Annotated in this window: 16 protein-coding genes; 8 read left to right on the top strand and 8 right to left on the bottom strand. The window is 51.5% G+C overall.

Going from position 1 to position 26,731, the window contains the following annotated elements; translation table 11 throughout:
- Positions 1–68: 68 nt before the first annotated feature.
- Positions 69–1,892: a BatD family protein gene (locus BUB94_RS04145; RefSeq protein ID WP_073234463.1), complete on the top strand. Its 1,824-nt coding sequence runs from the start codon at positions 69–71 to the stop codon at positions 1,890–1,892.
- 21 nt (positions 1,893–1,913) lie between these two features.
- Positions 1,914–2,702 carry a tetratricopeptide repeat protein gene (locus BUB94_RS04140; protein ID WP_073158784.1) on the top strand — a complete coding sequence of 263 codons (789 nt, stop codon included), beginning with the start codon at positions 1,914–1,916 and terminating at the stop codon, positions 2,700–2,702.
- A 60-nt stretch (positions 2,703–2,762) separates the two neighbouring features.
- On the opposite strand, the gene mnmA is transcribed toward BUB94_RS04140, so the two are convergent.
- Positions 2,763–3,839 carry a tRNA 2-thiouridine(34) synthase MnmA gene (gene mnmA, locus BUB94_RS04135; protein WP_073158782.1) on the bottom strand — a complete coding sequence of 359 codons (1,077 nt, stop codon included), beginning with the start codon at positions 3,837–3,839 and terminating at the stop codon, positions 2,763–2,765.
- A gap of 51 nt (positions 3,840–3,890) precedes the next feature.
- Positions 3,891–10,766, bottom strand: a complete 6,876-nt coding sequence (gene sprA / locus BUB94_RS04130; protein ID WP_254793663.1) for a T9SS outer membrane translocon Sov/SprA — start codon at positions 10,764–10,766, stop codon at positions 3,891–3,893.
- A 108-nt stretch (positions 10,767–10,874) separates the two neighbouring features.
- Between sprA and BUB94_RS04125 the strand changes: the two genes are divergently transcribed.
- Positions 10,875–11,102, top strand: a complete 228-nt coding sequence (locus BUB94_RS04125) for a hypothetical protein (RefSeq protein ID WP_073234461.1) — start codon at positions 10,875–10,877, stop codon at positions 11,100–11,102.
- Here BUB94_RS04125 and BUB94_RS04120 read toward each other — a convergent pair.
- Complete coding sequence (locus BUB94_RS04120; RefSeq protein WP_073158779.1) at positions 11,086–12,708, bottom strand: acyl-CoA carboxylase subunit beta; 1,623 nt, start codon at positions 12,706–12,708, stop codon at positions 11,086–11,088. The genes BUB94_RS04125 and BUB94_RS04120 overlap by 17 nt on opposite strands.
- 303 nt (positions 12,709–13,011) lie before the next feature.
- Here BUB94_RS04120 and BUB94_RS04115 point away from each other — a divergent pair, with 303 nt between their 5' ends.
- The gene (locus tag BUB94_RS04115) at positions 13,012–14,055 is read left to right on the top strand and encodes a PD-(D/E)XK nuclease family transposase (RefSeq protein WP_088665971.1); all 1,044 of its coding nucleotides are present in this window, start codon (positions 13,012–13,014) and stop codon (positions 14,053–14,055) included.
- Positions 14,056–14,184: 129 nt separating this feature from the next.
- Here the strand turns inward: BUB94_RS04115 and BUB94_RS16150 are convergent, their stop codons facing one another.
- Both BUB94_RS16150 and BUB94_RS04100 read right to left on the bottom strand, forming a co-directional pair.
- Entirely contained in the window at positions 14,185–15,639 is a 1,455-nt protein-coding gene (locus BUB94_RS16150; RefSeq protein WP_083538095.1) for a fibrobacter succinogenes major paralogous domain-containing protein, read from the bottom strand.
- A gap of 236 nt (positions 15,640–15,875) precedes the next feature.
- Positions 15,876–17,768 (bottom strand): AIPR family protein, encoded by a 1,893-nt coding sequence (locus BUB94_RS04100; protein ID WP_073158767.1) that lies wholly within the window; start codon positions 17,766–17,768, stop codon positions 15,876–15,878.
- Between the two features lie 302 nt (positions 17,769–18,070).
- On the opposite strand from BUB94_RS04100, the gene BUB94_RS04095 reads away from it, so the two are divergent.
- The 3 genes from BUB94_RS04095 to BUB94_RS04085 are packed head-to-tail and all read left to right on the top strand — an operon-like array spanning position 18,071 to position 21,654.
- On the top strand, positions 18,071–18,823 hold the full coding sequence (locus tag BUB94_RS04095; protein WP_073158764.1) for a leucine-rich repeat domain-containing protein: 753 nt from the start codon (positions 18,071–18,073) through the stop codon (positions 18,821–18,823).
- A gap of 39 nt (positions 18,824–18,862) precedes the next feature.
- On the top strand, positions 18,863–20,194 hold the full coding sequence (locus BUB94_RS04090) for a S41 family peptidase (RefSeq protein ID WP_073234451.1): 1,332 nt from the start codon (positions 18,863–18,865) through the stop codon (positions 20,192–20,194).
- Between the two features lie 41 nt (positions 20,195–20,235).
- Positions 20,236–21,654 carry a S41 family peptidase gene (locus BUB94_RS04085; protein WP_083538094.1) on the top strand — a complete coding sequence of 473 codons (1,419 nt, stop codon included), beginning with the start codon at positions 20,236–20,238 and terminating at the stop codon, positions 21,652–21,654.
- A 6-nt stretch (positions 21,655–21,660) separates the two neighbouring features.
- Here BUB94_RS04085 and BUB94_RS04080 read toward each other — a convergent pair whose 3' ends face one another.
- Positions 21,661–22,974 (bottom strand): M23 family metallopeptidase, encoded by a 1,314-nt coding sequence (locus BUB94_RS04080; protein WP_073234574.1) that lies wholly within the window; start codon positions 22,972–22,974, stop codon positions 21,661–21,663.
- A 155-nt stretch (positions 22,975–23,129) separates the two neighbouring features.
- Positions 23,130–24,071, bottom strand: a complete 942-nt coding sequence (locus tag BUB94_RS04075; RefSeq protein WP_083538093.1) for an FKBP-type peptidyl-prolyl cis-trans isomerase — start codon at positions 24,069–24,071, stop codon at positions 23,130–23,132.
- Positions 24,072–24,198: 127 nt separating this feature from the next.
- Between BUB94_RS04075 and glmS the strand changes: the two genes are divergently transcribed.
- Positions 24,199–26,025, top strand: a complete 1,827-nt coding sequence (glmS, locus tag BUB94_RS04070; RefSeq protein WP_073158752.1) for a glutamine--fructose-6-phosphate transaminase (isomerizing) — start codon at positions 24,199–24,201, stop codon at positions 26,023–26,025.
- 73 nt (positions 26,026–26,098) lie between these two features.
- Here the strand turns inward: glmS and BUB94_RS04065 are convergent, their stop codons facing one another.
- Positions 26,099–26,671 carry an FISUMP domain-containing protein gene (locus BUB94_RS04065; RefSeq protein WP_083538092.1) on the bottom strand — a complete coding sequence of 191 codons (573 nt, stop codon included), beginning with the start codon at positions 26,669–26,671 and terminating at the stop codon, positions 26,099–26,101.
- Positions 26,672–26,731: the final 60 nt, after the last annotated feature.

The raw sequence follows: 26,731 nt of genomic DNA, 5'->3' as shown, positions 1-26,731 counted from the left end.
TCGTTTTCTGTTCACGAAATCCAGCCGTTTTATACATCTCGCAACCTAAAATTTGGTATTTTTAGGCCATGAAAAAATTGACGCTAGCATGTATGGCCCTTACAGCCATGGCTTTTGCCCGCCCGTCCCTCCAATTTGACAGGGACCGTATTGAGGCTGGCAACACTTTTGGAATTCAGCTTGTGTTCCCCCTGCAGGATTTGCCCGACAACCGAAGCGACCTGCATTTTGAAGCCCAGAATGGATTCAACCTTGTAAAGTTGGACAGTGCCGACCAGGTCATGCGTCCAGAAATGGACCCCTTTGAATCCTTCTTTGGCGGTGGCGGCAGAGCCCGCAGCTACAAGGCACGCGTCTACACCTTTACCTTGAAGGCCCCAAAGAAAACCGGACGGATCAGCGCCGGTGGCATCTTCATGAACATCGATGGCCAGAAACATGGCATCACAGGCGATATCCCAGTCAACATTCAGCGGGCCTTTACCGACGATGCCCTTGCCGTTAGCCTGACCCCCAGCAAGAAATCCGTTTACGAAGGCGAACAGTTCTCTGTTACGTTGGGTTTCCACACCTACGAACATTTCCAGGGGAACCTGCAGGCCACCGACATGAGCACCGGTAACGACTTTATCGTCCACCGCAGTGATCTCGCCAACATGAAATTCGAACCGGTTGAAAACGCCCGCCGAGAACTTCAGGCCAGTGCCAAGTTTGCATGGCTCAGCCCCACCAAGAGCGGCAACCTGCAAATTCCGGCATTCAAGTTCAAATACACCAAGCTGGGTGAACCCAAGGTCGTCGAAGAAAAGAAGCAGATGGGCGGCATGTCCTTCTCGAGCAGAAGCGTCAAGCAGGAATCGATCGAGGCCGAAGCCACCTCCCCCACCGTCAACATTACCGTTAAGCCCCTCCCCACCGAAGGCAAGCCCGAAAACTTTAGCGGTATGGTAGGCAACTACAGCTTTAGCGCAGACTTTGACCGCACCAACCTCAAGGTGGGCGAAGCCATGACCCTGTCCATCAACATCAAGGGAGACGGCCTTCCCGGATCCATTACCGATCCCAAGCTTCCCGACTTTAGCGATTTCCGCTCGGTGCCTCCCGAAAATGACATCTCCAAGAAGATCGTTGGAAACAAGGTGGTCACCAGCAAGAGCATAAAAGTCTTCCTTTACCCCAAGAAGAAGGGCGAATTCACCATCCCCGAAATCAAGTACAGCTGGTTCAATCCAAGCAAGAAGAAATACGAAACCGCAGTGGCTGGCCCCTGGAATATCGAAGTAGAAAAGGGCGACGCTTCTGCAGAAGCCTTGTTCCAGGCACCTGTAGCCAACGTATCGAACGGTCCCGCCCCAGTTCAGAAGAAAGAGATCGAGGCTCTGGGCAGCGACATCCGTTTCATTCATAAAATTAGCGGTACCGCTTCGAGTCAAGCCCCTTACAAGAACGTCCTCTACTGGATTCTCTTTGCAGCGGCCCTTCCCTTCTACTTCATTGTCACCTTGGCCATCAAGCGTAAGCGCAAACTCAGCAGCAACCAGGCCCTGGTTCGCAAGGGCAAGGCTAGCAAGCAGCTGAAGGCCCGCTTTGCCAACGCCAATGCCGCACTGCAAAAGGGCGACGCCAAGGCTCTCTACGCCGCTCTAGAAAACGGTCTGGTAGATTACCTTAGCGACTTGACCAACGCAGAATTCAGGGGCATGACCCGTCCCCAGATGAAGCAGGAACTGGAAAGCCGCGGCGTCTCTGCCGAAACCATTTCCGCCATTGACAGCTGGCTTGAAAAATGCGCCTTCGCACGTTTCGCCCCGGTCAGTCCCTCCGCCGAAGAACAGAAGAAAATGCTCGCGGACGTGGAAAAACTTTGCGAAAGTCTGAACGGGCTGAAGTAAGGCCAAAAGAGGTTTTATAAAATGAAGAATATTTTTAAAGTCTGGTTTTTAGCAGCCCTCTGTATCGCAAGTCTGGGAATAGCTAGTGCAGCACCTACCGCCTGCGCCGGCATCGAGGCCGGAACAAAAGCCTACAACGAAGGCGATTTCGAACGAGCCATCGACGAATGGCGCACCTGCAACGACAGCTACGAAGAACAAGGCATCCAGGACGCCGACTTGTTGTACAATCTGGGAAACGCCTATTTCCGTAGCGCAAAGTTGGGTTATGCCATCTATTACTTTAAAAGCGCCCTACGCCTACGTCCCAACGATGCCGACGTCCAGCACAATCTGGCCTATGCCCAGGCTATGACCAAGGACAAGGTTGATGAAGACGACGAAGAGAACCCGCTGTTGGCAGGTCTCTTCAAGGCCCACCATGCCCTTTCCCTGAAAGCTCAGATGTTCGCCCTGTTAGGTATTTTCTGGCTCATCATGCTGGCAGCCATCGTCCGCAAGGTTTCCACCAGCGAAAAGACCAAGAATATCTTTATCGGGTTCATTTTCGTGCTCACCGCCATTTTCAGCATCATCGGAGCAAGCGCTGGCTACAAGATCATTGTTGCCGAAACCGAAATTACCGGAGTCGTTACCGCAGCCGATGCCGATGTCACCAGCGCACCTAACGACAAGGCCCAAACCTTGAATACCCTTTCTGAAGGAACCTCCTTCGAAGTTCTTTCGGAACAAGGCCGTTTCGTAGAAATCCGCCTCGGCGAAAAGGTCAAGGGGTTTGTAAAGCGTAGCGAAATAGGCATCGTCCGCTAAGCATTCGATTCACAAAAAATATCTAAACAGAAAACGCGGGGCATCTCCCGCGTTTTTTAGTTATACGATCCAGCCGCCACCGACGACCATGTCGCCATCATAGAATACGGCACACTGCCCCGGAGTCACGGCAAATAGCGGTTCCATAAAGCGGGCGATAGCTTTCCCGCCTTCAAGGATGCTTACCTCGCAAGACACAGGACGTTGCCTATAACGCACCATGCCCTCGCAGCGGAATACATCACCGGGCTTTACCGCCCCTCCATGCCACACGCAGTTTTCAATCTGCACCATGTCGGCACTTACGGCAGCCTTGTCGGCAGTCACCACAATGTCCCCTGTTTCCGGATTCACGTTCCGCACAAAGGCAGGCACGCCCAAAGCGACTCCAAGCCCTTTACGCTGACCGACCGTATAACGATGGAAACCGTCATGTTTGCGAAGCACCTTGCCCTCTTCCGTAACAAAGTTTCCGCCACGGGTCATTTGGCCATAACGGTCCGTCAAGAAGTTTGTATAGTCCTCGCCATAAATATCAAAGCAGATATCCTGGCTATCGCTGGCACTGGCATTTACGAAACCATGTTGGGAGGCAATTTCACGAACCTGGGACTTAACAAAACCTCCGAGAGGAGTAAGCACACGGGCACGCGACTCGTCGGGAACACCGAAAAGGAAATAGCTTTGGTCCTTACCTACGTCAAGTCCCTTAAAAAGTCTGCGGGCTCCGTCAACGTCCTTCATCTGGACATAATGACCGGTCGCCAAAAAATCAGCACCATGTTCCAGGGCGAAATCCATCATCCAGCCAAACTTGATGTAACGATTGCAATAGCAGCAGGGGTTTGGCGTACGGGCCCTAGAAAAATCATTGTGGCAACGTTTTAACACACGTTCCGTAAAGGCGTCATCACAAACAGCCACATGATGCTCAATTCCCAATCTATCAGCCACGGAGCGAGCCTTCAAAACGCTCTCATCTTTTTCGGGATCATAGGCGCGAGAAGCCTCGGCCAAGGGAGGCAACACTCGCAAGGTCACACCAAAAACTTCGTACCCCTGTTCCTGCAACAAAAGCGCCGCCACCGAGGAATCCACACCTCCGCTCATTCCAACAGCTACTCTTTGCTTTGCCATAATTACATCCTTTAAAACAATGTGCGCCCCCGAAGAGGCGCCTCATATTTTTTAATTGAATCGCAGCATCAGCGCAATTTCAAACTGCAGAATCTGACGCAGGTGAGGAGTTTCGTCATCCAGCTTTTCATGAATCTGGCGGTACTCGACGTAAGAACTCATAGAGGCCATCTTATTGAACTGATAGCTGGCTGCAGGACGCAGGAACCATTCGTGTGTTCTTGAGGGAACCCTACGTTCTTCCAGATGAAGCTTCGGATTATACACCGTCAGAGTCTCTTCAGTTCCTGTCGTGGGAGCCACATAAGACCACTGTCTAAAGACACCATCAGAAGTACCGCTTTCGGGAGCCCACATGTCATAACCTTCGTTGGGAACGTATTCCTTACGAATAGTCTTCTTGTAGTCGTAACCGGCGGTGAACTTCAAGTCGATAGAATTCTTGAACTTGTAGAACCACTTCCAGATCTTAAGAACCTTGTCTAGCTTAAGAGGATAGGTAACGGTAAAGTCGTCACCAATATTGAAGGCGAAGTCGTTATACAGGGCCGTATGAATCCAGGGCGTTTCCCAGAAATAGTCCGTCGTATCGCGAGAGCTTCCACCACTGCAATCCTGATTTTCAGGAGCCCAGCTGGTACAGCTGACCACTTCTTCCTTGGGGCGACGATCCGTGCTCTCAATCTTCATGCGGACCGCATTTTCGATACGCATATTGTTCTGGAGCAAGAAGGTAATCTTGACCAGCGGATTGAAGTTAAGCGTCTGACTCCAGGAATCTTCTGCACTCTGGAACGGATGAACCGTCGTTGTGTAGGAGTAGTCGAAACGATGAGATGTAGAAACACTCTTGAAATCATTCAGGAACGAAACTCTCTGGGCGAAGTTGGGAACAGTCACACCGACACCAATCTTCGGCCACAACGTGGTGGTATCGATATACAGCGGGTATTCACGAGACTGGGAGAAATCTTCCTTCCACTGCAAATCGCCCGTCACACCGATATCCCAAATCGGCAAGGTAATTCCCGTACCCACCTGGAACTGGCGGGAAACGGCATGTCTAAAGTTCCCCTGATAAACCAGAGTATCCACTTCATGGTTACGATACTGGGCAAACCTGCGGAAATCATCGCGATGGTCAAGTCCCATGTCGCCAGTTACGATATTGTAGAGTCCGCGGTTCCTATAGCCATTGCCAAGACCGAGACCGTACAGATAATACTGCAGCGGAGTCACACCCTGATCTTCATAAAGCTGAGACAAGGTGAAGTTTTCACCCACGGTGTTTGTGCTTGCAGTCCAGTTGAAACGAATTTCACGCCACTTGATCTTTTCCAGGGCACTGGCCACGGCATTTTCCTTGCCAAAGCTCTGAGCCAAATCCAAAATCCTGAAGGTGGGAGAAAATTCGAATCGGTTGGTCTGAGAAATAGTCCAGTAGTTCTTTTCGATCATGGTTTCATCCCTAAAGGAGAAATCATCGGGAATCGTTTTCTGCTGGCTAAAGTCAGAGGTGAAATTCGTGGTAAACGGAATGAAGGGAATCAGCCTGGGGTTAAAGCCGATTCTAAACTGCTGACTACGAGCACGTTCGTTACGAAGAATACCATAGGAACGGCCATATTCCCTGTGGCCCACACTATCCACCTTGTAGAAGCGGGTGCTATCATACAGGATTTCATAGGAGTCGGGATTCTGCATATCGACCACCCAGTCCTCACCCAAGGTATCGCCATCGGCAGAAAGCTTCGGTCTAGGAATGGTGTCGTAAGGAATGACAAGCACACTATCGGAAGAAATGTAGACCTTGCGATCAGTATGATCGAAATCAAAGACATAATCGCTGGCAAAGAGGCCGCCGTCTCTTGAAGTAAAGAAGTTCTTCTTTACAAAGGCTTCACGGTCGCCACCACCATACATATCACGCTTGATGTTCAAGGAATAGCTGGTCGTCAAGAACGAGAAAATATTCCAGCGCATGTTCAGCTTGTGGTTCAATTCCGTGGTATAGGTAACCACCTTGTCTACCTGGGGATCCACATAATCCGGATCACGAGCCTGGTTCACATAACGCACATAGTTCAAGTCGAACAGGGTCAAGTCGAAAGTCTGCGGCCAAGGTTCAAATTCAGTCTTGGAAAGTTCCTTGAGCCAGGAGATGTCAGACAGGCCTTCCATCGGCTTAAACTTAAAGAGGCTAAACGTACCCAACTTATATTCAAGAATCGTATGGTACGAATAAGTGGAGTCGGCACTGGTTGTGGAACGGCCTTCAGATTCAGTATAGGAATAACTGAACGCAGGGCGGTCCAGGAAAATCTGGGACATCACTTCACCGAACTTGGATTCGTGAGCCTTGTAGTCCTTGCGGTAGCTGATACCGATGGTCTTTTCGCGAACGTAAGACTGGTAGCCCTTTGATTCACCTTCGTCACGAAGCTGCTGTTCATCACTGGGATCCACTTCGAGCTGCTGCTGGAACATATCGCCTGTCATTTCGACAAAGCTGCTGTGGTTCAGCATCATGTCATCAGTAGGCTTCATGTAGGGGCGCTTCGTAGTGCTATGGTATCCCAAAGAAAGCGGAATATGGAAGCCGGCGCTATCATCCAGGAACTTGTTCAAATTCATGGTAAAGTCGCTGGCCACATCCAGCTGAGAAGCGGCTTCAGAAACCTTGGGCTTGGGAGAGCCATTAGAAGTAGAAAGGGTAGCAAAGTTTCCATCCTGATAACGGACCGTTCCAGAAAGGGAGATGAAGTCAGAGAAGTTCACCTGACCGCCAACACGGCCTGCATAACCCCAATCCGTATCCATATCGGAAAGGCGCAAGTCGTCTACCCAGAAGGTACCTTCAAAACTAGAGGCGTCGCTGCTGGAATCCGCAATAATCACAAAGCGCATCCAGTCAATGCTGGTAATAGACGGATTACCCACCAGGCGGATTTTTTCTTCGCGGTCTCTTTCGCCACTCTTCGGCTTCAGCTTCTTTTCGACAGCGGTTACAAACGGCGGAGTACGGCCACGCTTCAAGTCAGAGAAATCAGCCACATTCATAGAGAAGGCGTTGTCGAGCCAGTTGTCATCGTGGCATACGGTAGAGCTACATTCCAGCTTAACCGGCTTGAAGCTCCATTCGTAGTAATCGCTTGAACCTTCCAGCGAGCCTTCACCGAACTGAATGGCAAATCGGACGTCACCCGTATTGTCCTTCGCAGCATAATGGATTTCCATCTTCACCGACTTATAGCTGGAGAAGTCCTTCTTGTCCGTCTCGAAGATGCGGGTCACGCCCACTTCCTGACCCGGCTGCATATTATGGTAATCCAGGACAAGTGCCGTTTCCTTCAAGGGAGCGTTTGTATCGGAATCACGTTCCGTCGCCGTATTGGGAGACTTGGAATACTTGTCGGAGTTTTCGCGGTTATTGATTGTAGAAACCTTGATGTAGGTGGTATCCCTTGCAGAGGTCACTTCGCTCACCTGAGTTTCAACGCCATTGATTTCTACAATCTGGGAATTTTCGTTAGTCGAAGTGCGATACAGGTCGGCAACGGTTGTTTCTTCCCAGGCATTACCCACAACGGCAAGATGAACAATCTGGACCTTGGCTTCGGCCACACCCTTGTTCAAGGAACCCATCCAGAGTCGAGAATACTGAGCGCCCGACAAGATCGACAGATAATCGCTACCCGTAGAAGACACGATGGTATCATACTGGTTCAGCGGGATGCGCCACTTGCGCCAGCCGTTCTTCAATTCCTCGAAATGAGCCTTCAGCGTATCAGAAAGGTCGATACGATAACGAACAAAGCTAATGTCCGTATCCAGGGCGCCGTTCTTGTTAATGTCTTCGGTATCGTAGCTGCGTTCACCGGAGTTGTTTTCGGTACCGTTAATGTTTACCGGAGGATCGCTAAGATCTTCCAGGTCATCATCGTAATCATCGCGAGCGATATCCGTAGAACCGGCATCCGCCTTCACTTCCCTGGATTCACAGCCGGCATTACTGCACTTCCACACATAGCGGACTTCATCGGCGCCAGTAGCGTTGTCCAGACCCTTGTCGTGCAGGGCCGTAGTCGTACCCAGGTCATTTTCACCATCATACTTTTCGTTAGGACGATCACCGTTAATAGACAAGTCTTCGCTAACAAGACCAAGGTCCAGGTAAATAGATCCCACGTTACCACGAGCCACCACTTCGACATACTTCAGGTCACTCATATCCTGATAGTAGGCGCTGTTGGGGCGCATGACACCACCCCAGGAATTTCCCATCAGGTTGTCATTGGGGCGAAGCGTCATCTTCAGCACGGTCAAGTGCTGATTGTCCACATCGGAATTACCCACAGCCGGGTAGATGTTCTTGTACAGTTCCGTATTGTTGCTATGCCAGATGAATTCACCCTGATGTCTGTAATCCAGCTCCGGGATGTATGTAAAGATGGAGCGGTCCGTACCACCAGGAGGAGAAGCCTGATACCAGGAAAGCCTAGACAGCGGGTAAGTCAAGCCAGAGGTGGTGGCTTCAAAGTCTTCCACCAAGGCAGACTGGTTCTCGCTAGTATTTGCATTATGATGGCTTGCGGCAATTTCAGCTTCAAAGCGCCAGGAAGACGGAGCAGTAGCATTGATTCCCGGAATGGCGTCCACCAGTTCAGTCAAGGCGTTTACGGTATCCTGCAAGCGCAGGTTCATACCCAGCAATACGCTGGAGTAAGGTTCGTTACCCAAGGTCGGCACTTCAGCCGTGGTGCTCTGACTCTTGTACAGGGCGGTAATACCCAGAACAGATCCTGCACCCAGGCCATACAAGTCCAAAGGCAGTTCAGCACGGGCACCCAGCAACAGCTTGTTGTCGATTTCAAAGAGCGGTTCGCATTCGTAGCTGACCTTGATTTCCTTATTCGGGTCAAGAGCGCGTTCACTCAAAAGTTCAATCTGCCCCAGTTCGTAGTTTACCTCGTAGTCGGTACCACGGATAAGAGTCGTAGAACCTGCGGTCACCTTTTCGGAGCCCGGAGAAATATCCATACAGGAACTACCATTCACAGAATAGCTGGAGCTGGGATCACGAACGCTAAGCGTTGAACTGCGGCGCTTGCCCACAGTTTCGAAATAGAACTTGCTGGTGTAGCGGGAAAGGTTGTAGACCGGCAAGGAATACATCTGGGCCATAGCCGCCGAGGAGTCCACCCAGCGGAGAGGTTCAAGACAGTTATCCATCAATCTGGATTCAGACTTTACCGTCGTATCAGAAGTGGTCTTACAGGGAAGCCACATTTCACCGGTGTAGGTACCGGATTCATTCTTCTTGAAGATGGTTGCGTCGTTAACCAGAGGGCTTCCGGTCTTATCATCCACAAGGCCCAGGGTCTTAAGATAGTTGCCGGCAATGCCAGACTTATTCTTCATGCGCAGCACATAGCTGGAGGCACTGGCGTCAGAAATACCCACAGAGTACACGTTACGGAGCATCAACTTGTCGATGTCCGTCAGTTCCGGCAGAGCCGCATCCCACTGCACCAAGATTACCTTGGATCCGTTCTTGACGTCAGACGTATTTCCACGGCCAGAACTATCGTCGCTCCAGCTTGCGGCAATCAAGGTATTGCGGCTGACACCGTTAACCTTCAAGATACCGGTCTTGCTATCGTAGGTAAAGTCCGTCTTGGGGTCCAGGGCGATCAGGCGGTCCACCTTCTTCTCGATAACCTTGCCATCGGGAGTCCTATAGACCGCCGTTACATTATCGATTACATCCTTTGTAGAATTGCTGAAAGTGGTGATGTTTCCGCGCTTATAGAGCTGCAAGTTCTTTGCGGCAGGATAGTCAGACGTAGTCTTACCATGAATGGCGTTCTTAACGTAAGCCTTCCTGGCACCATGGTTCAAGAAATAATAACGGTAGGCAATGAACTGCTTATCCAGAATCTGGAATTCAGACGTAGACTCGCTAGCCTTCAAGGTATATTCTTCCTGTTCACCACCATCCTGGGATGCAATGGTAGTCAGGCGCCAGTCGCCCAGCTTCCAGTCCGCCTTGATACCAAAGAGGCCCTGATGGTTTTCCGAATAACCCGTCAGTTCCGTACCGGTCAGGGCCAGGTTCGTGGTACCCGCTTCCACACGCTGCAAGATGTAGTCCTCGAATTCATCCTTATAGGATTCTTCGTACACCACGCGCACCTGGTTCTTGGTACCAAGGCCTTCTTCAACGTTATTGATTTCGACGGTAATGTAAGGGCCGATCTTGCCCTTCACCATAAAGTTGGGAGTATAGTTCAGCGTGGGGCTGGGCCAGAGGCTGGTATAAGTACTACCTTCGGCATCATCCTTTTCACCGTATCCCTTCAGTCGGATATCCATGGTACCCTGAAGCATCAGCTTAGGCTTATCCAGACCAAAATCGCGCATCCAGGCCGGCATAGTCACCGGGACCGTAATGTCGAAAACGGAACCCGTCTCCGGAGTCTCGTACCCTTCGTTAGCTTGCCCCACCAGACCGTTCAACCATAAATTCTTACGGCCTGCCAGATACATGTCGTTCACGTAATCCGTCAATTCCGGATAATGAGCCGACCAGAGCACGGTGGTATCTCGGGAAGCGGCATTCACATGCTTCTCGGAAATGTCCATTTCACGGGTTGCCACATCCACATCGTGGGTGAACACCTGCCCCTTCATGGTATTCATCAAACGGGGCGAAGAACCGATTCCGCCAAAAGGCGCCATACCGCTCAAAGGTGTCACGGACGGGGGCAACTCCATATACTGCATGGTAGGCTGCCACTCGGTTTCTGCAGGATCAACCTCGCCAACCTCGGCATCCGCCGCAGAAACAACAGACATGGAATCACTCTGAGACCAGGCAAAACCCGCCGTCAGAGCAACACCTAAAGCATAAAACCAGTATTTCAAATCAGAAATAGACACAAACAATAAGCCGCGAAAAAATCCTTGTAAGCAACCCCTCGGCCACCCTACCAAAAAAATACTGAATTCCGCCCTGCGGAGACCATTACTTTTATGGACAAAGCACCGAAATTTTTTGGGAAATTAGCATTTTTTTTCGCAGTAGAAGCCGCAAACTTTACAACAAGAGCCCCTAAACCGCATAATCCGCCGAAACAGCCTCAAAACAGTAGATTAGTTTATACAAAAAAGTTCCCGGTCATTAACCAGGAACCTTTTAAGAACAGTGAGCATCAAGGACCGATCTTTATCGGCCTTATTTCACTTACAGCGGAATATTAGCGTGCTTCTTCCACAAACGCTTCTGATCCTTAGTCTTCAGAGCGTCGAAGGCACCCACAAGGCGCTTACGTACGTCTTCCGGCTTGATGACTTCGTCAACCACGCCCATGGCAGCGGCAACGTAGGGGTTCATCAATTCGTCTTCGTACTTGGCGATGCAAGCAGCACGTGCGGCAACCGGATCCGGTGCAGCAGTGATTTCCTTCTTGTTGATGATTTCAACAGCACCTTCTGCACCCATCACAGCCACCTGAGCAATAGGCAGAGCGAAGACATAGTCTGCACCCACGTCCTTGGAGTTCATGGCGATGTAAGCACCACCGAAGGCCTTACGGAGAATGAGGGTAACCTTAGGAACGGTTGCTTCGGCAAAGGCGTACAGGAGCTTTGCACCGTGGCGAATAATGCCAGAGTATTCCTGCTTGCTACCAGGCATGTAACCCGGAACGTCTACGAGAGCCAGCAGAGGAATGTTGAAAGCGTCGCAGAAGCGAACGAAGCGGCCAGCCTTGGAGGAACCATCAACATCCAGAGAACCAGCCAGGACCTTGGGCTGGTTAGCAACGATACCGATCACTTCACCGTTCAGGCGAGCGAAACCGATCACCACGTTCTTGCCCCAGTCCTTCTGAACTTCGAAGAAGCTGTCAGCGTCAGCGAAAGCGGCAATCACGGCGCTAACGTCGTAAGCCTGCTTGTAGTTATCCGGAACGATGTCCTGGATAGTTGCGCTCTTATCTTCTGCAGTTTCGCAGGTAGCTTCCTGCTTGTTCAGGAACTTCTTGAAGAGCTTCTTGATGCCCTTTTCGTCAGCCTTTTCTTCCAGCTGTTCTGCAGCGGGAACGGGCTTGCACTTGTTGCCCTGGGGCAGGTAAGAAAGGAGCTTGCGAACGCCTTCCAAAGTCTTTACGTCATCTTCGAACATGAAGTGAGCCACACCGGACTTTGCGGTATGCACCGGAGCGCCACCCAGTTCGGCAGCGGTGATGTTTTCGCCCATGACCTGCTTAACCACAGCGGGGCCAGTGAGGAACATCTGGGAAGTGGACTGAGTCATGAAGATGAAGTCAGACAGAGCCGGAGAATAGCAGGCACCACCAGCACAGGGGCCCATAATCACGGCGATCTGGGGAATAACACCAGAAGCCCAAACGTTACGAGCCATGATAGCGCTATAGCCAGCCAGGGAGAACACGCCTTCGTCAATACGAGCTCCACCAGAGTCGTTCATAGCAACGAACGGGCAACCGGCTTCAACAGCCATGTCCATGACGCGGCAAATCTTTTCGGCATGGCACTGACCGAGAGCGCCACCACCAACGGTAAAGTCCTGAGAAGAAGCGAACACCAGACGGCCATTCACCTTGCCGTAACCGGTAACGACGCCATCACCCAGGATGACCTTGCTTTCCTTGAGAACGCGGTTGCTGGACTTGCGGAGAGCGCCAACTTCCACGAAAGTGCCTGCATCGAACAGCATTTCCATGCGTTCGCGAGCAGTATACTTGCCGGACTGGTGCTGCTTATCGATACGGGCAGCGCCACCAGCAGCCTGAGCCTGGCTCAGGTACTCATTCAGTCTGTTAAGATGTTTTTCGTTCCACATATTGTAAGAACTCCTCGTGTAAAATTTTCGCAAACAAAGATAAAAAACGCTGTAAAAGCGGTCAACAAAAAACGCCATCTTTAGAGTATTTTACTATATTCAACCTATTCTCATCCGGCATTCGTGCGCGGCCATTAACTCTCTGCTTGCTGCTCGCGGCACTTCGCCTTCAACTTGACCGAAGGAAGGACGCCGCAGGGTACCTGGGAAAGCGCTTCCTGAGTGTGTAACGTAGGGCCCCCGATTTCAACGAAAAATTGAGGTCGGCACCATATCGTTAAACTTTTTCTCAAGAGGTATCCCGTGACAGCATTGGGATCACGCGCCGACTTCGGCGTCATTTTGAACCAGGACCTTCCGGAACAGGAAATTCCGGAGCTGCTGCGTCAATCCACTTTCCTTTCCGCGAAGGAGAACACCGCCTTCGTCAGGCTTTTCGAGGACAAGGAAATCCTGATGGACTTCCTGAACGCAGTCCTCCGTCGCAACGACGAGGATGCCATTACAGAGGTTGAGCACATGAACCGCGACCTGGCGGTCATCTACCCCAGCGACGACATCGTCGGTGTCGATGTTCACGCCAAGACCAAGAAGGGCGAATACATCGACGTAGAGATGCAGAGATACGGTCACACTCACTTTAAGGATCGCGTCGTTCTGTACGGAGCCGTCATGGCCGCCGAGGCCCACCGCGAAGAACTTCTTTCCCTTCAGAAGCGCCGCCGCGAACTCTCCCTCGCAGAACGTTATCGCATGCCCAAGATATACAGCATCTGGATCTGCGAGAACGCCACCGACGGTAACAAGGACTACCGCGACACCTGGGCAATCTATCGCAAGAGCGACCTGGGAAACAAGGACGCCTTGCCCGTAAGCGATGTTTTGAACTATATTTTCATTAAGTTGCCGAAGCTGGAAGCCGCCAAGGACGTTCCCGAAAGGGAGCGGGAATGGATGGACTTCATCAACAACTGCGGCAGCCGCGACGAAATTCCCAGCACTGCCCAGGGCGCCATCCGCGACGCCTACGAGCGGTTGCGCATCCGTAGAACCCCCAAGGAAGTTCTAGAAAGGCAGGCTTTTTCCATGACTACTCAGTACGACATCGACTGTTGCATCGACGACGCCATCAACGAAGGGCATGCAAAAGGCTTTGAAAAGGGACTAGCCGAAGGACACGCAGAAGGTCGTGCTGAAGGTCGTGCTGAAGGTAAGGACGAAGCTCGGACCGAGGCGGTCATCAAGGCTTTAAAGCGAGGCAAGCTCACCCTGGATGAAATCGCAGAAGACAACGATGTTTCGATTGATCGGGTGCTGGAGATTCAGAAAAACTTATTCCAACAGTAAAATCACAGATAAAGTAGCAATCAAAACACCATTCAAAAAAATGCAATGGTGTTTTTTTTGTAAAAAGGGCAATCCTTTGTCGCTTTGATTGTCCTACATTAGCCAACCGCTAGTCCGACTTACGTCGGTCTAGTTAGAGTCCTTGAGACAGCGAACCGACCTTGCGTCGCTCTTGTCGTTCCAGCAGAGGAGTGCGCCCTCGTTAAGGTAGTACAGGACCAAGTCCAAGTGGAAGGCGTTGCTACTACCGTACTCACCTGATGACCAGAAGTAAGCGTCGTAGCCGGCACCGTAGAAATAGCCATCGAGGTTCCTGAAGCCACCGGGGAGCGCGGAGAAACAGTAGGCATCCGATCCGTTGCCGCTAGAGTTCCAGCCGGACAGGGACTTCAGGTACTGGCCAGCGGTAGATGAATAAGCGTCATCAGTATGGCTATAACCGAAGGTTGGGTCTATAAAGTTGATCAACTGTTCGAACTCGTAATGGCTAGGCAAATGCCAGCCGCTGGGGCAGACACCGCGAACAGGATTTGTCGGGTTTAGAGAAGCACCACAGGTTGTACCATAATTACAGCTTGCGTCATTCATGGCAACTTCCCAGGTGTACAGGCGACCGTACTTGGAACAATTACTTGACTCATTGTTATAGCAGCCGCTCCATGCATAGGAGCCCATACTAGACACATTCCCCGGGTCGTAGTTCAAGTTTTCTGCCATCCAAGTCTGGGAGCCAATGGTGACGGTCTTGTACACCTGGCCGTCGCGGGTGTCGGTCATGGTGCCGTAGTCAATGTTCGGATTCAAGTAGGCACAGTTTGCCTTGTCAGCAACAGAGCTGCTACTCTTTGCGGAGGAACTACTTGCAACTGACGACGAGGACTTCGCGGAACTGGACGACGCAACGGAGCTGCTACTCTTTTCGCTGGAGCTGCTCGCTACCGACGACGAGGACTTCGCGGAACTGGACGACGCAACGGAACTGCTACTCTTTTCGCTGGAGCTGCTCGCTACCGACGACGAGGACTTCGCGGAACTGGACGACGCAACGGAACTGCTACTCTTTTCGCTGGAGCTGCTCGCTACCGACGACGAGGACTTCGCGGAACTTGACGATGCAACGGAGCTGCCAGATTCCGGGGCGGTGCCCGGGATGACACTTGAAGAAGAACTCGGGAAGACAGAAGAAGACGAGCCAGCCGCTTCGCCAACAGCCCCCCAGACACCTTCTACACATTTCAGTTCGCGGTTTTCTTCATAAAGGTAGGCAGTCAGGCCTTCTCTTGACCCCGTGCAGCCAGGCAAGTTTTCATCAACGTCAACAATCATATCGTAATGAAGCCACTTACGATCCTTACAAACAAAGCCTTCCTTAGTCCCGTCAACAAAGCTAACAGAACCATCCCTACTTTCTGTACAGTTAGGCAAATCATCTTCAGACTCAACGAACGAAGCACTCGAGTCATTATGGCCATTAGACGGTCCATTTGTAGAACCATCATCGCCACAGGCCACAAGACCTATGGCCAGAGCAAAGGCAACAAAGCCGGCCTTAACCGCAACCATTTCAAAAAAATTTATGTTCATCGAATCTACCCCCGAGAACAAGTTTGCATACTCGCTCCATGCGTTAAGTATAACTTAATTTACAGGCCCTTGCCAGTGCCCCTCTCCCCAAACAAGTATTAACGGACTGTACGTCCAAAACCAATCCCACAAACACAAAAAGCCCCCAGCATTCGCCAGGAGCCTTTTACCTAAAAGCACCGAAGGTGCGACCTCATCCCCCAAAGGGACCCTGCAAGGGGACCGGCCTCATTTTCCTAAATAAATGCTTCAATACCTTCGCGGCACTTTTCCCACTGGGGGTTCTTCTTGCACAACAGATCCATCATCTTTTCGTAGGTGGCCGTGTTGGAGAAGCCCTTCCACAGGCGACGTTCCACAGATTCACCGCTATCCTTATCGATGGTGGTGATGGTGTCATAGTAGTTGGAGTTATCCTTGAATTCGCTGATGAGGATACCCTTCAGATCGTCGGTGTAGATCTTGGCGGCATACTTCAGGATAGAATCGTTGAAGTTCAGTTCGTTTTCGACCAGCCATTCGAAGTCCTGGATCGGATCACCGTAGATGAGCCAGTGCTTGAGGGCCAGAGCCACGACCAGGTCCTTGACGGCGCTACGGAAGATGAACTTGTCTTCAAGACGGCCGTTCCAGGTAATGCGGGTCAGCGGATTATCGTCGTTAGCTTCGATAGACACGCCCTTACCCGGGGTCACCTTACGGATCTTGATGGGCAGACGGCTCAGGAGCTGCCATGCCTTGGTGAAGGCGATAGTCTTGCGAACGAAATCCCGTTCCTTTTCGGGAGCCACGCGGACGAAGGCGCCGAAGCAACGCTGGTAAAGAGTTTCCTTGTCGAAGATGCAATCAGAAGAACGGCATTCAGAAAGCTTGCCATCCATCATGAACAGGGTCTTTGCAAGTTCCGGACGCATACGGACTTCCAGCTTACGGGTACGAGCCTTCAGGCGGACGCCATCCTTATAGACATAGGTAAAGCCTTCTTCCTGGTAACGCTGCCAGATGAAGAACTGCAGATCGTCTGCAGCGCGCAGGTGGTAGCTGAATACCGGGTTCTGACGGTTGTTAGCCATGGTCACCTGGTTCAGGAAGCTGTCTGCACCGGGGTACGGCACCACAACCTTCACGAGAACGTAGGGGTTCACCGGCTTCTTGCTCTTCTTGGCGTACTGTTCGTAGGTGAACAGGGACTGAGCACCGTTAATAATCTTGGGGCGTTCAATGAACAGCACCTTCTTGCCGTCACGATCCTTCAGGCGCAGGTCATCGCCGGTAAGGGTCATACCGTTGTGCAGGAACGGGAAGTCGTCCACGTTCACATTCTGGTCGTCGGCGCGTTCCATGGTCTGGAAGGCATCGATAAGGGCTGCGTTGGTATGAGTGAGGTTACCAAGATAGGTACGGATATTGGAGCTGACGATAGCCATGTTGTGCTTAGTCTTGAGGCGCTTGCCCAATGCAACATGGTAGTCGAAAATGGTACGGATGGGGCAGAAACCGAGGAAGAGTTCACCGTGATCGCTGGTGAGGTGCAGCGGTTCGGATTCCATGACGATTTCAAGCTTGTCGTCGGCGGAGCGGAAGTCGCGGGTCAGGTCATCGTGTTCGGCAACGATTTCCAGCTTGGCCTTGATTTCGTCCTTCCAGAGGGTAAGCTTACGGCGCATGTCCTTAAGGGTACGTTCCAGTTCGGAGTCGGTAATATCGCGGCTGGCGCGGGTGCGGAGCACGGTGATTTCCAGAGTTTCCATGTAGGGGCGGCTTGCCGGTGCATCGGAATCTTCTTCTTCGGCATCATCGGAAATCTTGTTGACAGCCCAGGGGTCGGCTTCTTCACGGAGAGACATGAAGAACGGATTGGAAGGATCGCTGGTACGGAACACGGCGATCTGCAACTGCTTCAGGTCGGCATTCAGGTGAGCCACAACCTTTTCGAGGGGAGTATCTTCATCCAGGAAGATGAAGAATTCCATAAAGCCCTGGGAGTATTGGAATCCATGGAAGCAACCATTTTCATCCAGGTTTAGGTGCCGAAGTGCCTTGATTCGATCGGTAGGATCGTTAGGGTTAAGACTCAAAAGGCTAGCTACAAATGCTAGACGGCGTTCCTGTGATTTGGTCAATTCCATTTTTTTCCTCAGTATGATACACTAAAAAGTCCGGTACTAATGATGTACCTTCCAATTTGTCATATTTATATATAAAAAATAGCTTCAAATCCCCCCCTTTGAGCACAATTTTCAAAAAACTTTTAATTTTTTTTGAAAAAAATTGACGTTTTCATAAACATTTGAGCACTAATTATAGAAAAACACTCAAATCATTACCTCTAACCGTACGAAAAATGTAAGATGGATTTTAGCATTTTTTCGGCCGATGTCGCTCCAACGCAACTTAAAAATACTATGATTAAAGCTATAGGAGATACGTTATGAATTTGCTCGATGTTATTGCCAAGGCCAAAGCCGACAAGTCCAAATCACTGGATCTGTCGCAGCAGAATATTCGTCTGCTCCCTCCGGAACTGTTCGAACTGGATTCCCTCGAGGAACTGGTTCTAGACCGTAATATGCTGGTAGAACTGCCCGATGACATCGGCAAGCTCAAGAACCTTAAAAAGCTTTCCGTCAGCGAAAACGACCTGATGGAACTTCCCGAAACCATTGGCGAATTGACCCAGCTGGAACACCTGTACCTGGGTTACAACAGCCTGTCTGAACTGCCGGATTCCGTAGGTAACCTCAAGAACCTGCAGCAGGTGAACATCGCCAAGAACCAGCTGCTGGACCTGACCGACAAAATCGGCTCCTGGACCAAGGTGACCAAGCTGAGTCTCCACGACAACATGCTGGCCGAAATTCCCGCATCTCTGGGCAAGCTCTCCAAGCTGAAAAAACTCTATCTTGACAATAACGATCTCACCAGCATCCCCGCCACCCTGGGCAAGCTGGAATCCCTGGAAATTCTCATGATCTCCGGCAACAGCCTGGGAGCAATTCCTTCTGAATTCGGCAACCTCAAGAACCTGAAGGAACTGGTCCTGGACGCAAACCAGCTGGAATCCCTGCCCGAAAGCCTGGCCGAATGCGAAAAGCTGGAAACCATCTCCGTCATGGAAAACCCCATGGAAGGCGGCGTTCCTCGCATCCTGTTGGACAAGAAGAACCTGAAAATCGACCAGTAATCATTAGCTTAGCGATTAAAGGTTAAAGACTAAAGGGTTATGCAGAAGCTTTCTACAGAAACCGGTGTGAAGAACATTCCATCGGTTTTTTCTTTTTTTATCGGTATGCTTATTATCGCCAACCTCTGGGGTTGCGGTGATTTTATGCACCCCGTAGAAAGCACCCCTGCCCCCACAGAGTACACCTACAATTACTGGCTCCTGGAACGGACCTACCTCTTCGAAGAGGAACTGGGAAAACTGGAACCGGAAGGGGATTCCGTTCAAACCCTGTATGAAGTCCTGGACGACCCATTCACCCGATACGTGGCCCCGTCCAAGAGCGAGCAGACTTCCATCTCCATCAACACCAGCATCGTCCCCGGTTCTCTAGGCATGGAATACGTGCTCTACGCTAACCAGCCATACCCCTTGCGCATTAAGCGGGTCTACCCCAATGGCCCTGCAGGGCGCGCAGGAATTCGCCGCTGGGGTTACATCATGGAAGTCAACGGCAAGAGCCTTCTGCAAACCGAGACATTTTCTTATAGCGCCGCCTACAACACCTACGATTCCGTCCTGAATTACAACAAGTCCATTGAATTGAAGGTCGCCTACGAAGACGACACCCTTTCTTACAAGATGGAAAAGGAAGACGTTTACGCCCCCACCGTTTTCGTAGATACCACAATCGACGGAACCATCGTGGTTACCATCACCGAGTTCAAACAAACTACCGCCGACAAGGAAAAGGGATCGTATGGCGAACTGAAAGCCTATCTTGATTCCACGCGGAATTACAGCAAGCCCAGAATACTGGACCTGAGAAACAACCCGGGCGGACATGTAACCCAGTGCGTCAACATGGCGGATCTATTCATAAAGTCCGGACCCATTTCTACCCGAAGCTGGAGAACTTTTAACGGCGACGGGACTCCTGTCAAAAAGTCAAATACATCTAACGCCATTTCCGGAGACGCAGGCGAAGAAGGAAAGTTCCTGGCCCTGGTCAACGGAGGAAGCGCCAGCTGCGCGGAAATCTTTACTGCAGCCATCGCCGAGGGCGCAGGCATCCCTGTTGCCGGCGACACTACCTACGGCAAGGGCATCGGGCAGACCACCTGGAACACCATGGCAGGCGGCCTCGCCATTATCACCAACCTGGAATTTTTGACACCCAAGGGGAACTCCTACCACAAAATCGGAATCATTCCCGACTACCCCTGTCAAAGCGTCGACTTGAATTGCGGCATGAAAGCCCTAGAAAAATATTACGGGAAAAAGTTCTCCGATTCCGAAGACGATAAAGTTTCGAAGAAGGCCATTAGCCCCAGCAAACCATCTATCGGTGGTGCTTTCATAGAAAGTGAAGAACCTTTTCTTATATTTTGAACGTTGGGTTAGAAAGTCTGGGTTAGTTTATTGAGGATGAAATGAAGAACAAAAGTTTATCTATAGCAAGCATTGCTGCGTTGACCATGGGTTTCCTGATGTGGGGCTGTACCGAAAACAGCAGCAGCGCCACAAAGGAAATCACGGACCAGGACAGGGAATCCATCTATTACCAGGAACTCCTGTACAATCATTTTCTGTTAAGCGCCTATTATTACGACGCCCACCTCAAAAATGAACTGAACAGCGATCCCGACGTCTACTTCAAGGTACTCTTTACCGCCGACTTCTCCAAGGGAGCCTGCACATCTCGTTATGCAGACGTCTGCGGCATGTACAACCAGATGAGCGACAGGTACACCCGCTATTACGACCCCGAGTTCTCTGACGGCATCATGAAGGCCCTGACCGAATCTCCAGAAAGCGTGGGTATCGGCGCCGAGGTTGACGTTATCGACAACGCACTGGTATTTACCGAAATCTTCCGCAATTCCCCCGCCTATTTCGCAGGGCTGCAGGAAGGCGACATCATCACCGCGGTAAACTACCGAACCATCACAAGCCAGGCCGATTACGAAGAGGCGATTCAGGGACAAAAGCTGGACATCATCAAGATTGCATACATCCGCGACGGAGAATCCCACACCGCCGTGATCCAGCTGGACTCATTTAACGCCCCTACAGTCCATCTGGCATACAAAAGCGGCATCCCTGTCATTACCATCGATGAATTTACCGACATTACCGCAAACGAATACGGAACCTATGGAGAATTCCATGAACGCCTCCAGAAGATTGTAGACAACGGCGACAAATCCCTCATCATCGACTTGCGCGACAATGGTGGCGGCACAATCGAACACTGCGAAAATGCATCGGCAGACCTGCTTTCCAAGGGAGAAAAACTGGCCACATTCGTTGAAGCCACCTGGGATTCCGTTCAAAGCGGAATTCAGAACAAGATTGTTCAAAAATTCGACACCACCACGGATTACGCAGAAGTCGACGGCATCGGCAAGGACCTGTATGTGGTATTCCTGGCCAACGAGAATACCGCCAGCTGCTCTGAAATCATGTTGATGAACATTACCAGCAACAAGGCCTCCCCCATTGTAGGAACCACCACCTACGGCAAGGGCATCGGCCAGGGTTATAGCGAAACCTTCGCAGGAGGAATCTTCGGTATTACCGACGCCCACATCTTTGACAAGAACGGGGAAACATACCACTCCTTCGGAATCGAGCCAGACCACCTCATCTACGACCCCGACAAGCAAATGGCCAAGGCTGTAGAAATTGCCACCCTACGCACAGAAAAAAGAACAGCCGGTTACGGCAAGGTCTCTACAGGAAACTTCGACAAGGAAGCCGCCGGAGAAAGCTGCGAGGCAAAGGTTCTTGACCGCGACTATATCCGCCGCGGCGCAGGAAGCTTCAGATTCAAGAAAGTAGCGAATTAGCACCTGTTACAGGTTTCGCATACGGACCATGACGTCCGTCGTATCATTGGCCTTGACCGCAGGAGCGGCCAGGGTCTTTTCAATTTCTCCACGGATTTCGGCAACCTGTTTTTGCAGGCGGCCCAGGCGTTCCCCTTCCAGTTTGGGAGTCGCAATCATGGTCTTGCTGGTGGGATTGATCCAGGCGCCCTTCTCGTTCTTGAAACCGAAGTGCAGATGGGGGCCGGTGCTACGACCGGTGTTACCCACGCGGCCGATAACCTGACGGGGAGCCACCTTGGCACCGACACCTACACCGCGAACAGACAGGTGCATGTACCAGCTCTGGGAATTGTCGCGATGGCGGATTGCAATCTTGTTACCGCTTAAATCATCATAACCCGAAACCACGACCACACCTTCGGCCACGGCATAAACCGGAGTGCCCGTGGGGTTACCATAGTCAATACCGTGATGGCTCTTGCGCTGGCCTGTAATGGGGTGAATTCGGGAGCCATAGGGGCTTGTTACGTGGAGACGGTCCAAGGGGTAACGCAGACCGTCATAGACCAGGGCTTCGCCCTTTTCGGTATAGTGGGCGTTAAAGGAACTCTTGGGATCCGGATCCTCGTAGCGGAAGGCTTCGTGATGGCCCACAATGCGACCGTCGAATTCGGCATAGACCACCTTGCCGCTAATCCAGATAGAATCCTGATAGAACGTCTCTTCCAGAAGGATACGGAACTTGTCGCCGGCACGGGCCAGAGGGAAGGCCACCTTGCACTGGAGCACGCCACTGACGATACCCACCATGCGGCCAGGAATGCCCACCTTGAACAGGGTGCCGTTCAGGGTACTGCCTTCGGTAAGAGCACCCTCGAAAATAGACATGCGGCGGGTCACCGGCTTTTCGATACGGCTATAGACGTAGCCCGTATCCGTCTTGCTCATCATGTGGATGGTGGCGGGAGAAGTGGCATAGCGGAATCGCTGAACGCTGCCTGTAGAATCCAGGGCGGCAAAGAAGACCTGCCCCACACGCATCTTGGAAAGTTCCACGCTATCCTGCATGCCAAGCACCAGCTTGCCGCGTTCCTTTTCGTTAATATGCATGCGGGAAAGCACCTGGAACAAGCCATCGCCAGCACGGACCGTATCATTTTCTACAACCCAGTTTCCGGGAAGCATCTGGGACTGTTCTATAGCCTGATTCAGGGAATCGATTTTGGCCTGAAGGGCGACACCCTCTGCCTGCAACTGCAGGATCTTTTCCTGTTCGTTACAACCCCAAAGGGTGATGACGCAAATGACTACCGCAAATTTTATAAAGAAACGGAACACAAACACCTCGACTATACAAGCTGCATTGTCAAATCTGCGAACTCTCAAAAAGCATCACATAAAATGCAGCTATTTCAGTTAACAAGCGCAAGATAAAAAAAGACCTCTCCCTTTGTTTGGAGAGGTCCTCAAATCATAAAAGATTTCAGCGCAAATTACTGTGCAGCGGCCGGAGCTTCTGCAGCAGCGGCGGGAGCAGCAGCCGGTGCAGCGGCAGCGGGTGCTTCTGCAGCGGGCTTAGCTTCAGCCTTGGGAGCTGCGGGCTTTGCAGCCTTAGCGGCGGGAGCCTTCTTTTCAGCCTTAGCGGGCTTCACTTCAGCCTTTGCTTCTTCCTTTGCGGGTTCAGCCTTGGGTTCGTCAGCAGAGTGGGTGTCGATCAATTCCATTTCGAACACGAGAGTGCTGTTACCCGGAATCTGCGGGCCACGACCACGGGGACCGTAAGCGATATCGCTGGGGATCCATGCGGTAACCTTTTCGCCAACCTTCATGAGCTTCAGCATTTCGGTCCAACCCGGAATCACTGCGCCAATGGGGAATTCCAGAGGTTCGCCACGATCGACGGAGCTATCGAACTTGGTGCCATCCAGGAGAGTACCGGTATAGTGAACCTTGACGATGTGGCCATCGGCAGGAGTTGCACCAGTACCTTCGGTAATTACCTTGTACTGAAGGCCGCTTTCGGTGGTAACGACACCTTCAGCAGTCTTGTTCTGAGCGAGGAAAGCTTCACCAGCAGCCTTGTTGTTAGCGGCAGCGATGCTATCCTTCATTTCCTTTTCCTTCTGACGGGACTGAGAAAGGTCGGTCAGGGTCTGGAAAATAACGGAATCGTTCATCAGGAAGCTTGCGGAATCTTCGTTATAGCGTTCCTTGAAAGCCTGGATAAACACGTCGATGTCCAGATCGATGGAGTCGCGAGTCACCAGCTGGAAGTGAGCCTGGTTACCAAAGTGAGCACCGAGAGCGTAGCTATACTTATCCTTTTCAGTAACGAGAGCAGTCTTTTTTGCGGGAGCGGAACCCTGGCACAGCTGATCACAACCAGTCATAGCAAGAGCAATTGCACCTGCAGCAAGAAGCATTTTTTTGTTCATTTCATTCCTCTTTTTTTGTTAGACGAGTGGAAAAATAACAAAATGCGGCTTCAAAAGACAATCTGTAACGCATTTTTACCAAAAGATTTTCATATATTGCACTTTATTAAAAAAGTAAGGAATTTATATGTGTGGAATTGTCGCGTATATTGGGCAAAGTGAGGCTTTACCGATTCTAGTTGGCGGTCTAAAGAAGCTAGAATACCGTGGTTACGACAGTTCGGGCGTCGCCCTCATCGACAATGATGAAATCAGCACTGTCCGCGCATCGGGCAAAATTTCGGCATTGGAAGCTAAGCTCAAGGCCACCCCTGTAAGCGGAAGCATCGGTATCGCCCACACACGCTGGGCCACCCACGGCGCCCCCACCGAACAGAACGCCCACCCCCACCAGAGCTTTGACGGCAAGATTTCCATTGTCCATAACGGCATTATCGAAAACTATGCCTCCCTGAAGAAGCGTCTCCAGGCAGACGGCATCCTGTTCAAGTCCGAAACAGACACCGAAGTGGTGACTCACCTGATTGCAAAGTTCTACAAGGGCAACCTGAAGGAAGCGGTTCTCAAGGCTCTCTCCCTCATCGAAGGAACTTTCGGCCTGGCCGTCATCTGCAAGGATGAGCCCAATACTCTGATTGGCGCACGTCGCGGTAGCCCCCTGATTCTCGGTATCGGTCAGAACGAATTCTTCCTGGCCAGTGACGTTTCCGCCATCATCAGCCACACCCAGAAGGTGGTCTATCTGGACGACAACGACGTGGTGGAAATCCATCGTGAAAAGTACAACCTGCTGAACACCCAGAGCCAGCCGGTTCAGCACGAAGTCCAGGATGTGGAATTCGATGCGGACTCCATCGCCAAGGGCGGCTTCGCCCACTTCATGCTGAAGGAAATTTTTGAACAGCCCGAAGTGCTCCGCAACACCATGCGCGGACGCCTCCTGTGCGCCGAAGGCAACGCAAAGCTTGCAGGCCTCGACACCAACATCCGCGAGCTCCGCAACATCAACCGCATTATCATTACCGCCTGCGGTACCAGCTATTATGCCGGCATGGTTGGCGAATACATGATCGAAGATCTGGCAGGCGTTCCTGTTGAAGTGGAATACGCTTCCGAGTTCCGCTACCGCAACCCCATCATTAAGCCGGGCACCCTGGTGCTGGCCATTTCACAGTCCGGTGAAACCGCCGATACCTTGGCCGCATTGAAGGAAGCCCAGCAGAAGGGAGCCACCGCTCTTGCCATCTGTAACGGCGTTGGTTCTACCATCGCCCGTACAAGCGACGGTGGCGTTTATCTGCACGCCGGTCCCGAAATCGGTGTGGCAAGTACCAAGGCATTTACTTCCCAGGTGACCGTTCTTGCCATGATTGCATTGCTGTTGGGCCGTCAGCGTCGCCTCAGCTTTGAAAGCGGTGCAGACATCGTCAAGGCCATGCAGGAATTGCCGGAACAGGTGGAACAGACCCTCAAGCTTTCGGACCAGATTGCAGGCATCGCCCAGAAGTATGTAAAGGCAAACAACTTCCTTTATCTGGGACGCCACTACAACTACCCTGTTGCTATGGAAGGCGCTCTGAAGTTGAAGGAAATCAGCTACATCCATGCCGAAGGCTACCCCGCTGCCGAAATGAAGCACGGCCCCATCGCCCTGATCGACGAAAACATGCCCGTGGTGGTCATCGCCCCCAAGGACGCCCTCTTTGACAAGGTTATCAGTAACGTCCGTGAAATCAAGGCCCGAGGCGGCAAGGTTATCGCCATCACGACCGACGATTGCCACCCGCTGGATGAAATCGCCGACCATCTGATCAAGGTTCCCAAGACCATCAGCATGCTGATGCCGATCCTCACCTGCATTCCCCTGCAGCTCATGGCTTACCACATTGCCGTGCTCCGCGGAAACGACGTGGACCAGCCCCGCAACCTGGCCAAGAGCGTGACTGTGGAATAATCCGCAGGGTCTCAAAAGTTTGCAAAGAAGCCTCCAGGATTTTTCCTGGAGGCTTTTTCATTTGACGTCCAAACTAATCCTTGACACACCGTACCGAATAGAGCACATCCGCATCAAAGAATTCTTCCACGATGGAAATTCCGAAATGGGAATTCCTGAGGACGTAGGTGTAGGAACAGTCGATGATGCCTTCGTCACCTTCACCGCACTCGTCTACAAAGGTATCACTCCAGATAAAGGAATTATCGGCATTGTAGACGACATCGTCCTGTCCCCCAAAGCTACCCGTGACTTTCAGGTTGAATCCATTTGCGGACTGGAGGTTCTTGGGACCAAGCTTCAGAAGGGCATCCAGTTCCCCCTTTACCGGAAGGTGCCAGCCGTCGGGGCAAATTTCACGAGCTTCTTTCCAGCGGTAGAAGCGTCCATAGGTGGCGCAGTCGTCGCCATTAAAGCACTTGCTTCCCGGAGTCTTGAAGTTCAGATTCTCCGCCATCCAAACTTGTTTCCCCAGTTTGACGGTCTTGTATGACGTCCCGTCCCTTTTATCTACAAGGGTGCCCGCAAAGCACAGGGCCGTCAACAACGAAACCCCGGCCATGACGCGGGGCAGAGACTTCAAAATCCGAGATGGTTTCCAGGTCATGGAGCAGCTCCTTTTCTTTGAATAAATCTAGATTCCATCCACCCCATAAAGCAAGACGTT

The sequence above is a fragment of the Fibrobacter sp. UWH9 genome (assembly GCF_900129715.1).
Taxonomy (GTDB): domain Bacteria; phylum Fibrobacterota; class Fibrobacteria; order Fibrobacterales; family Fibrobacteraceae; genus Fibrobacter.
The sequence above is the reverse complement of the archived record's forward strand: the minus strand, read 5'-3'. Positions and strand labels throughout refer to the sequence as shown.